This window comes from Sinorhizobium sp. P24N7, assembly GCF_042436655.1.
Classification (GTDB): Bacteria; Pseudomonadota; Alphaproteobacteria; order Rhizobiales; family Rhizobiaceae; genus Sinorhizobium; species Sinorhizobium meliloti_A.
This window is the reverse complement of the sequence record NZ_JBHMIW010000002.1, coordinates 211,623-222,780: the sequence shown is the minus strand read 5'-3', so window position 1 is coordinate 222,780 and position 11,158 is coordinate 211,623. Positions and strand designations below refer to the sequence as shown.

At 59.5% G+C, this 11,158-nt stretch carries 5 protein-coding genes; all 5 read left to right on the top strand.

Annotated features, from left to right (window positions below; all coding sequences use genetic code 11):
• The first annotated feature begins 119 nt into the window (after positions 1-119).
• The 5 genes from ACFHWW_RS03865 (at position 120) to ACFHWW_RS03845 (ending at position 11,146) form a co-directional block, all read left to right on the top strand.
• Positions 120-1,871, top strand: a complete 1,752-nt coding sequence (locus ACFHWW_RS03865) for a hypothetical protein (RefSeq protein ID WP_379937350.1) — start codon at positions 120-122, stop codon at positions 1,869-1,871.
• Positions 1,872-1,904: 33 nt separating this feature from the next.
• Positions 1,905-2,585, top strand: coding sequence for a hypothetical protein (locus tag ACFHWW_RS03860; RefSeq protein WP_283067794.1), 681 nt, complete (start codon positions 1,905-1,907; stop codon positions 2,583-2,585).
• 61 nt (positions 2,586-2,646) lie between these two features.
• On the top strand, positions 2,647-4,869 hold the full coding sequence (locus ACFHWW_RS03855; RefSeq protein WP_379937349.1) for a CHAT domain-containing protein: 2,223 nt from the start codon (positions 2,647-2,649) through the stop codon (positions 4,867-4,869).
• Positions 4,866-9,761, top strand: a complete 4,896-nt coding sequence (locus tag ACFHWW_RS03850) for an ATP-binding protein (RefSeq protein ID WP_379937348.1) — start codon at positions 4,866-4,868, stop codon at positions 9,759-9,761. The genes ACFHWW_RS03855 and ACFHWW_RS03850 overlap by 4 nt, the downstream gene beginning before the upstream one ends.
• Entirely contained in the window at positions 9,758-11,146 is a 1,389-nt protein-coding gene (locus ACFHWW_RS03845) for a hypothetical protein (protein WP_283067798.1), read from the top strand. The genes ACFHWW_RS03850 and ACFHWW_RS03845 overlap by 4 nt, the downstream gene beginning before the upstream one ends.
• The last annotated feature ends 12 nt before the right edge of the window (positions 11,147-11,158 follow it).

Below are 11,158 nucleotides of genomic sequence, written 5' to 3'. Positions count from 1 at the left end.
TTTAATAGATCACATCTCGACAACGCTTTCCACAATAAATTGAAACTGCAGCATAAGAGTAGTATAGGTAGCGAGTGCGGCGATGTTCGCGACTAGCTGTGCCTGCGGAGGGGAGGGCGATGGCTGATACGGATGTGCTTGCAATCGTTTGGGGCGAGACCAGCGGGGCCACTTCCAAGGACGGCTCTACGGCAGCCGAAGCGCGACTGGAGGCGGTCGTTTCCAAGCTCGCAGCGGGAGCAAAAAAGCGTGGTCTCGACAACAAATTAAGAAAGCTCCCACCCCCTCGCGTCGGCGCAACCGAAGAGGCACGCTATAAAAGGGTAATGGCCACCGTGGACGCGGTAGAGGCTGGTAGTTGGAGTGGCGCCACGCTGCCTGCGCGTGCCGCATTGTGGGAAGTCACCGTCAACGGCAGTCCACGTGTCGATCAGCCGCTGCCCCAGGGAGTGAGTTGGATCACAGAGGAAGGCGTTACGAGCGGCGGTGACTTCGTAACCGCCGATGGATCAGACGGTCGCGTCTATCGTCTATTCGAAAGTGACAAAGTACCTGCCGACCACGAGTTGCCCTTTGCCTCCGCGCTCACCGGCAGTGGTCTGCCGCAGCTGGGGGGCAAAAACCCATACAACCGAGTTGCTTGGGGAATTGGCATCGTCGCGGCCATCGTCTTCGTGCTCGGTGGTGCATTGTCGGTCTGGGCTGGTCGATCGATGAGCGATGCACGCAATATTCTCGTTACAAGCAATCCCGCCTATCAGTACGAATTGCTGGCGAGAACCACCGAGTTGTGCGCAGCCGACCATAAGCTATTGCCCAATGGCGCCCAATCAGCAGTCTGCGGCAAGCTGTTGAGGGGCAATGATATTCCGCCGCCGACCAACGGACAGCGCCACGATTTTCCGGCGGCTGTGTCCGTTCTCTCAGACGCGATAGCATGCCCGACAGACCCCAGCAACGATGGATGTAACACCATTTGGCGCGCGGCGCTTGACGTTAGCCAAGAACACAGTTGGAGAGGCCCGATCTTCACCCTCTTGAACGATGTTTCGGGCTACCTGAGCGGAGTGGCTTCGGCCGCAGGATCGATCTCTGTTCTCGTCCCTTTCCTGATGCTGGTCTCCGGCATTGCAGGGCTTACCATTGCGCTTGGCTTAGGAACCAAGCAGCGTGTCGCCGGCGTGTGGATCGACACCCGGAACCGCGTATCGCTTGCGCGCGCCCAAGTCACACTTTGGACTGCAGTAGCTCTGTCCGGGTATGCCACGTTCGCATTGTTCAACATCGGCTTCGCCGGCATTGCCGGACCGGCGGCAGCAGCGGCCGGAGCAAGCGCGGTCGACATCGCGACGTTCGGTGTCTTTCCGACAATACCTGCCTCGGTCGCTGCCGCGCTTGGCATTGCGGCGGTTTCTCCGATGGTCTCTGCACTTATTCTGCCCACAAAGGACGCCAGCGGAAATAATGCCAGTTTGTCCATTAGGGGCGGTGACGCCGACTTACAAAGACGAGGTGCACCCTTTTTCGGCGTGGCAACGGAGGGGTTGGAGAAACGCGCATCGGCGCGCCTCGCTTCAATCGCTGATATTTTCATGGGCGAAGAAGTAGCCGATTCCGATACGGTCGACGTTTCGCGCCTGCAAAACGTGGTCATCACTGCAACCCTCGTGCTCGGCTTCTTTTCTATTCTCGTCGCGATGACTACCATTGACGCTTTCCAGATAATGGGCGCCAAGACGGCCATATTCACTACTCTGCCGGAACTCGGCACGGCGTTCACGGCGCTTCTCCTCGCGAGCCACGCGACGTACTTGGTCTCAAAAGCGCACGATGCGCAGCCTCTGAGGCCGCCGGATCAGCCGGCCAAATAAAGCGACATTGTGAGTCCAATTGGGAAAGATGTCATGGCAACATTCAGCGTACTTTCACTGGGAACCCGCCGCGACGCAAAACAGTTCCGCAAAGGCGCAGTTGAAAAACTTCAACTATCGCCCGGATCATTCCTACACGCCACGAAGCCGTCGCTCAACGACCTGAAGTCTCTCTTTGCGCGCAGCGATGACGTGCTTTTCCTCGCCGGGCACTTCAGCAATTCATTGTATAACGACGACCAGTCCATTGATCTCGAATTTGGGACCAGCAAACTGACGATCACTTACGATGGGCAAACCGTTGTTCTTAATCGCGGGACGGAGTTTAAACAGACCAGTTGCAAGCTCATCATCTGGGGCGGCTGCAACGTTTGTAGCAGTGCCCAAACAATCGCGACCATGCGAGCACTGTTTGGCCCGCATGTTCTCGTTGGTTGGGTCGGCGTGACCGGTTGGGAGATCACAGATATAATGTTCGGAGGCAAAGGGCACGGCAGTGCCGCGCCGGAGCCCTTGCCGGATTTCGCGATGCCGAACTACTTCTCCGCTCTGGGTGGTTCGATTGGGGACTCTACACGCCTGTGGAAAGAATGGCTAAAAGTCGCAAAAGCAATATCATGGGGGAATGACGCGGAGGGCCGACCATATCTCGAGCGATTCTGTGTTGTGGATGCAACCGGTAAAGCACACTACGCTTCGGAAGCAATCGCCTGAAGGCAAGAGCTTGTGCAAAACGTCGATAACGTTGAGGTAGATCTTGTCTTGAAGACGACCGGTGTTCTCCACACAACCGCAGGAGCGGCCGGAAAGGCGGTATCGCTGTCGCGAACAGCAAGTAAAGGCGGCGGCACGCGGCCCTGAATGGCACGGCAGCGGGCTCGTGCCGTTCACGGTATCGACATTGCCGTGCAGCGAGCAAAGAGGAGTCCGACTTGCAATGGTTTCTGCGACGATCCGAATTGAAACGCATGAGGCGAACAATGGCAATTTTGACGTCCACTTGATAGAGGAGGATGGCCACCAGACGTCCGGGATACTCAAGCGGCTCGACCTCACCACCGGACGATGGACCGCCAACGTCGATCGCGTCGTACCACCGCCTCGCACGGATATCGTAACCTATGTGTCCGGCGTGACTCCGGACCGCCGCAGTCACCCCGATTTCCTAGACATAGCCACGAAACTCTACGACTGGCTCCTGCCGGACGGCGTTCTGCGCCAGCGATGGGCCTCATTGGGCAATCCTCGCCTGTACGTCGCGACCGCGGTCGAAGCACTCGATCAATTGCCCTGGGAGATGGCCTGTCCCGCGGAGCCACCTCTCCAAAGGCCTGCGTTGATCGCCGGCCTTTGTCGGCTGAACCTGCAGGCCCCCCCCGCGACGAACAAGCCGTCGACCTGGCCATTCCGAATTCTGATGGTTGTCGGCTGCAAGGCGGAGGAGGAAGAAGCGCTTGGAATCGGCAAGGAAGTCGAGGCCGTGGAGAGGACGTTCCACCCACTTGGGCGAACCGTCGACGTTCATTGCATGCGCCGTCCTACGCGTGAGGCGATGATGCAATGGATCAGCCGTTTCCAGCCACATGTCTTTCACTTCGCCGGGCATACCAGGAAAGTCGAGGGAGCCGATGAATACGGCCTGCGAATTGAAAGCGACGGCGGTAGTTGGACCTGGTCGAGCAGCGGCATAGACAACGATTTGCCGGCAAAGCACTGGATTCCCACCTTCGTATTCTTGAACGCCTGCCGCAGCTCGGCCGAAATTGGCAGATGGAGTACACACCGAAGCTTCCTGGCAGCCGGCGCCAAGGCGGTCCTCGGCATGCAGGCGGATGTCATTGGCGATCTCGCCGGAAATTTCGCCGCCACGCTGTATAAGGGGCTGGCGGCCGGTGACCGCCTGGAAGATGCCATGAACGAGGCGCGCGCGCTGATCCCTGGCGCTCCAGGGAACATCGCCTGGGCGCTGCCGGCATTGACGGTAAGCGAGCGCAACGCGAAGCTGTTTACGCCTTGCACGCTGCCGTCCGACCAAACCTACGAGAAATGCGCCGAATTCGAGGAGGCCCGGCTGTTCGCGAATTGCCGCGAACCGCGTCGGATATTCACACACTGGGCCTATCCTTGCAGGATGACGGACAAACCGGAAAATGTCCTCATCGTGCTAGGCGAGCCGAATTCTGGAAAATCCCACTTGCTGAAGTGGTGCATGGAGAATTGGGCCATCGGCGGTGCGCGTGTCCGCTATATCAGGATGCATGACGGGACTCCCAAGTCTTTCCTCTCCATCCTTAGGCAGATTCGCGACGGTGACGCCGACAATCGGGATATCAGTACCCAATATTTGCATGCCGGGCTTTCCAAGCTCGCTTTCAGGCAGTTCAACTGGCACCTGAACAATCTGACGCGAACCGGCGCGCCGGGCGACTGGGTTGAGGCTGAGCACCCAGAAACTGAAATTTCAGACGAATGTCGGCCCTTGACCGCTCTGAGCGACAAGCGGCCGGAGGAGCAAATCGGGGCATTATTCGTGGAGGCTTTGCGGCGCGACGCCGCGGATAGACCACTCGTCTTGGTCTTCGATCAACTCGAAGGGCCAAAGGGCGAACGCTTGCTTCCAGTCGACGACTTTGAGCAGCTTGTCCGAAACGTGTTCCTGCCGATTGCCACACAGTCCAGTCACGTCAAGGTCGCCATAGCAGTCACGAACATGCAGGCTGCGGCCTTCAATCTCCTGCCGATGCCGCCAAAATATTCAGACAAGGTGGCCAAATATGAAGTGCCTGCCGATGTGGCGGACGATCACTTGGCTACGCTTGCCGCCGAGATGATGTGGTTCAAGGATGAGCAATGGATCAAGGATTTGGCCGGCTTGCTGTTGTGTCGTTCGCCAGGAAGATCACCTCCACCCAAGGGCTTGGCACGTCTGGTGATGGTTCGGGACACGATAAGACTTCATTTCCCAGAGTACTATAACGCCGTGGAGCGCATGCGATGAGTGTTCCGGATTTCGCGGCTCTCCTGCAAGCTCTGAAGAGCTTTCCGGCCGACACGCCGCTGGACGAAGTGCTCTCGAAAATCCGCCCGCCGCGGCCGGACGGTGTGGTCGAAGCGACCAAACAATGCGCGCTTGTGCGCTGGTTCGACAAACCACTCTACGATTCACTCTGCAAAGACCTGAACGACAAGCCGTCATTCGAGGACTTTATTACCTATCCCGATGTACGCCAGCTACGCCGCAATCGCTGGGCGATCGAGGATGGTGAGCGGGCGCGGTTGATCGCCGAGTGGCAGATCGAACCGCGTAGCTGGAGGCGCCAAAACACCAACATTGGCTCTCATTTCCTGAGAAGGGATGATCCTGAGGCGCAACTCGCCGCAGTGTACCACCTCGCCGCTTCGGCGTCGCCCGAACGAGTCATACCATTCTTCCAGAGATGGTTTGCCCGAGCCGACAAGGTTTTCGACATGGCGCAATGCAACGCATTGCTCGAAATGCTGCGTCTGCAGGAAAGCTGGCGCGGCAAACGGGTATCACGGTTATGGGAGGACTTCCGTTCGTACAATACCGCGCGCCTCCTGTTCGCCGGTGACTATTACAAGACCGGTTCCTATTTTGAACGGCCGCAACTGCTCGAAAGCTTTAAGTCGGTATTCGATCGAAAGCTCGGCGAGCGCGTCTGGATCTTTCACCTGCATGCCACCGGTGGCACCGGCAAGACGATGTTCCTGCGATGGCTGACCACCCGTCGCCTGGTTCCTAATCGGATTCTATGCGCAAAGGTCGACTTTGATGACTTCAGGCTCGAAGAAGTTCAGAGCTATCCGGCACGCCTCTTTGGCCGGATGATCGCGCAGTTCGTGCAGCAACCCAACGGCAATGCGCTCGCACCGCTTCTGGAAAGGCTGAAACGGGAGGAGGGGATTCCAGGGTGGAATCCGGATGTCACAAAAGAAATCCGCCGCCAGCTCAGGGGCGCCAATATCGACACCCCCGTCGTCGTCATGCTGGACACTCTCGAAGAAGCGACCTTGTCGGCCGGCAATTGGCTGGAGGCTTGCATCGACGCGTTGCGCACCATTCACGACGATTTCCCGAATCTTACCTTGGTGCTTTCCGGCCGTTACGATATCGCCAAACGATGCGATGTGCTCCACGACGGAGAATTTCTTGGTTACGATTTGCCCCGATTTGACGACGATGAGGCTCACCGTTATCTGGAGCAACGCGGTGTACCCGGTGGTCCTGTCCGAGATGCGATCGTCGAACGCACGGAAGAGAAGGATGCGTCGACGGGGAAAAACAACGCGTCTACCGACCAGCTGACTGGACGCAATCCGTTCAAGCTGGCCATGTTCGCGGAGCTCGCGCTCAACCGCAAGGAGCTCACGGCCGAGGAAGTCAAACGTTTCCCTAGCGTCGATATCGCCTATCTCGTCGAACGCATTATCCGGCGCATAGATTCGCAACCCATCCGCTGGATGATACGTTACGGTGCAATCGGGCGTCACCTTACGTTCGAATTCGCGAACGCCGTGTTGCTGCCACCGCTTCTTCAGGCTCTGCGCGGTAAGCCATTCGATGATGATCCGGCCAAGGGCCTCGACGGCTTCGAGGATCCTCTCGACGGCAAGATAGATGTCTGGAAGGCAGATTCCGAAGCACTCGCGAATCTGGAGCGGAACGGCATGAAAGATCTTTGGGATCAACTTGCCGGCTATGCGCGCGAAAAGGGATGGTTGACGGACGTCACGGTGGACGGTCAATCCGAGCTACACTTCCACCCGGAGGTGATCAACCCGACACGCATGCTGTTGCGGGAGCAGCCGGTATTCGCCGAACTGCAGAATCGCGCCGCGGAATTCTTCGAGCAGAAGGCGCGCGCGGCGAGTCGGGCCAACACCGCCGTACGCCATTACCAGGATGCAATATTCCATCGCTTTCAGGGGGAAGGCGTCCAAGCGAAGCCACTCTGGACCGGGCATCTGCGAGAGGCGGTTGATCGGTTCGGCCCGGCGGCCGCTGTTTCCGTTGCCGCCGAGATCCTCGGCCGCGAATATTCTGAGGCCGAGCGCATTCCTTACCCGAAAGTGTCCTCTGCGGAGCTGCTTGTTTCCGCACACTGCGAAGTCGCGGAATTGTTGATGCAGGCAGCCGGACTGAAGTTCGCCGAGCCGGTCAACCGCAACGAGTTCAACCGGCATGTCGAGATTGCCCGGGAGATCGTCGGCGTGCATCCGGATATCAGGGGCGCTATTCCGGTCTATCTCGACCAGATATTCGAGGCCTGGCAATCGGGTTCGGCTGAGAATGCTGGGGAATTCCTCCGGGCCGCCATCCCAGGCGCGCAAAATAGCCGCCATAAATTCGTGTTGGAATTCCAGCTTGCTGCCATCCTGCTGCGGCATCCCGGCCCCGACACACCAACCCATTTTCGCGAAGCGTTGCGGTTGCTGTCGGGAGCCGGACCGGTCGGCGTCACGGCGACCGATCTCTATCTCGCGCTGGCTTCGTATTACATGTTCCTCGGCGCTCACGCCGCTGTCATCGAAGCAATGAGCTCGGCGGGGCGGAGCGCAGGGGAGGACCCGCGCGCCCGCGCTCGCGTGATCGACCACCAGGCCTGGTATGCGGTTGGCGTGGGTGACATTTCGACCGCCAGAAAGCGCATAACGGAGATGCGCAAGTTGCCCCCCGGTGTGCTGCCGGTCCCCACGTCGCCGCAGGTTCTCGAAGAACGGCTCGCCATCATGGAGTGCGAACCTTTCACGGCCTTGCGCGCCTGCGAACAAGGTCTGGCCGTCGCCACCAGCGCGAACGAGCGCGCGCGGCTTCTCGACCAGCGCGCGGAGGCTCGAGCCTTGCTGCTGGAGTTTCGAGCCGCTTCCGATGACTGGGATTCGGCTGCAACAAGCTACGATCTTGCGACGATCTCATCGGGACCGGCAAGATGCGCGCTACTTTCTGCGACCATGACAGCCCGCGAGATGCAGGATTATCGGCGTGCGGAGACACAGATCGTGTCGGCACTTTCGTTGCGGGGAAGCGCGGACATCGAGATCCGAACCGAATTGCGACTACTAATGGCCTTTGTGCTGTGCCGAACCGGCCGGCAAGATGAGGCGCGTCAGAACCTGTCGGAGCTGATTGAGCGTCAGGGCATTCCGCCGCACATTCATGCGCGAGTATTGATCTTCGCGCTGTTATTCAGATTAAGGGAAGCATCGAATGATTTTCTGGAGGACGTGCTTGAAACGGTAGGCCAGATACAACCGATCAGCCGAACCGCGGAAGCTTTGGATTGGGTCAGGGACGCGGACGGAAGACTCGATGTATCGCAAGATTTTGTGACGCGGCTGATCGGACAGTTCGCGCGCCCTGGCTCCGAACTGGGGAGCGGCGTCGAATTGATGATCCGCCGCGCCGACCTTTATCGCGTTTTCGGCAGGCGCGAAGAGGCTGCGAAGGAACTCGACCGCGCCAGCGCCGGTTTCGCCACCGAATTCAAGGATGCCAGCGAGGGGCCGCTCTTGAGGGCCTGGCATTTGAACTTGGCCCGCAAGCGGCTGGGCCAGACCGAGACCGGTTTTGGATCCCTGCTTGAGCGTGCTCTTTCAACAGAGCTCGCAAATTTCCCCATATATGGCGCATTTTTGTGCCAGGCCGCCGAAGAGGTCCGTCACGCTGGCGACGCCGCAGCCGCTAAGGATATGCTTGATTCATATTCACCGCCGGCAGAGCTTCCCAATATTTGGCAGGCCCGTCGCGCCGACCTCTTAGTCGAGCTTGCTACGCCGGGCGATCGTCTCCGCCTCCAACGGGAGGCGACGGAGCTATATCGGGCGCTTGGACAATCCGCACCGCCTGATCGTTCAGCTTTGCCGGAGTCGCGCGAGATGGAAAGCTTCGGCACACATCGGCTCGCGCAAGCGACGGAAGGTGCACTGCCGGCGGAGGCGATCACAATCTCTCGGTCGGATTTGGTGCCGCATCTCAGTGATGCGGCCTTGTCGCACGAACTTGCCATCGATTTCTTGTGTGCCGACTGGGCTAGTTTCGCGAGCGAGCTCCGCAGCGTGCTTCGCAGTCGACATGCGGAGGGCGCACCGATCGCGCTGGCGCACGACATTGCGGCGCTGCCATGGGAGCTCGGGGGAGCAGGCACGCGATCTCGACAGGTGCCGGAATTGCGGCCGCCTCCATCCATGGCCGGCGATCGCCGGCGTCCTGGCTCGGTTCAATTGCTGATGCCCTCCGGAGGCGAAGATGACGTACGCATCGAGAGCTCCAGCGGATTCAGCCTCGCCGCAGTGTATTCTGACCTGGGGGTCGCGCCCATCGCTACCGACGTCCGCGATGTTGAATTCTTTTTCAGGGCATTCAACTGGAATAACCAGCCACCGGAGGTTCTGCATGTGGTTGCCGCCGTGCGAGAGGGATACGCGGGAGTCTATCTTGACTTTGCAAGCACGAGCCATCGCGTGGAATCGCTGGGCGGCGGATCAAGCGACGGCGGAGCCGACCCGATCACCGCGTCGTTTCTGGGCAAGATGCTCGGCAGTTTGCCGCAACCTCCATTCGTTGTGCTGGACATCACCCACCCGCGCAATGACGTCGAAGCCGTTCGCATGATGCTGCTGCGAAATATCTTCGCGGCCGAACTCTTCGAATTCGGCGTTGCGCGGGGCGTTCTGGCATGCGGGCTGGCGCGACCTGATGAGAGGCAGGATCTGACGGCGAAAATCGCGGAGGCACTATTGTCTGACTGCGTGCGCGCTCCGCTCAGTCGACTGCGCGCCGAACCACCGCGGGATCTGGGTCATGTCCTGCCGCGCCACGCCGCGGCGCTTTGGACCAATGATCCGAAAGACCGGCTGTTCATGCCATGAGTGCAGGACTGAACCAGCGGCGACGCGCCGAGATCGACGCCAAAATGGAAAGCCTCGACAAGGAGCTAGACCATTGGAGGCGGCTCACCGATGACGAGGGGCTCGGACTGCGCCGGCATTATTCTCAGATTCGTCGGCTGGAAACAGTGCTGAACGGGCTAACCGCATCCGTCAGGAAGGATCTCGGCGATCTGCCTCCAGACGGCACCGTGATTGACAAGGCGGTATCACTGGAAAACAGCATTCTGGCGGCGCATTCGATCTGGGAGGTATTTCGCACCAAGCTCCTGCTGCGCGAGGACGAGATGTTCCGCGGTGTCCTTGCTGCATGTGATGACCTTGCTTGGGAATGCTACGGGCCGGCCATGCAGAGGTTCGATCCGGGCCTCAAGGGCCCGCCGCTGGTGTACTTCTCGGCGACCTGGAGCCCCTTCATGGTCCCGCGCGACTCAAGTTTTCAAAACGAGGTTCGCGCCGGGCCGGGCGCGGCCGGCGCGTTGCGCGATGATGCATTCCTCGAGGTGCTAAAACGCCTTCCGATCCCGTTGATCGGCGTGCCCTGGTATCACACGGTTCATCTGCCCGGCGCGATCATCATCGCCCATGAAGTCGGCCATGTGGTTGAGTTCGATTTCGATCTGACTGCCGATATCGCGGCCGCTTTGTCCAACGCAGCGCTCGATCGCGCGGAGGTCTGGCAGGGCTGGGCATCCGAGGTTTTCGCTGACTTGTACGGCTGTTTGTGCATGGGGCCAGCGTTTGTTGGGGCGATGATGGATCTGCTGACGACATCTGTCGACGCTGTGCAGAAAGAGATCCGCACCGGTGGCAAATACCCCACGCGCGCGCTGCGCATCGAGCTAATGCTCAATGCCCTCACGCAAGCCGGGCATACGAAAGATGCCGCCCGTCTGCGTAGGACGTGGGAGGATGTCTACGAAACGAAAGGCACGCTGGTCGATTTCGAGAGCGATGTCGCCAAGGTGATCTGCGCGATCTACAAGGGCCCCTACCGGGGCCATGCGCTAACGGACATCATCAGCTATACCGTTGATCCATACGCGGACAATGTGATCGGAGAAGCTGCGGCCTTGGGTTCAACTGCAGTCCTGGCAGATCACACGGATCCCCGCAGGCTGTTCGCGGGCGCCCAGTGGTTGCACGAAAACCCGCAACCCGATCAGGATCCGAAAGCCTATGGCTTGATCGTCGAACAGATCGGCAAGAGGCACGCCCAACTATACCGGAGCGACGATGGCGAGCCGGTCGCAAATAAGGCCGTGATCGAATTGGAGGTGACGGCACGAGCAGTTGCTGACCGCCGGAGCGGCCGGGACTTGGCGGACCTTCTTGCGGCCGCGACCCAGCAGCGGCGAGAGGACTGAATTGCCCGTATG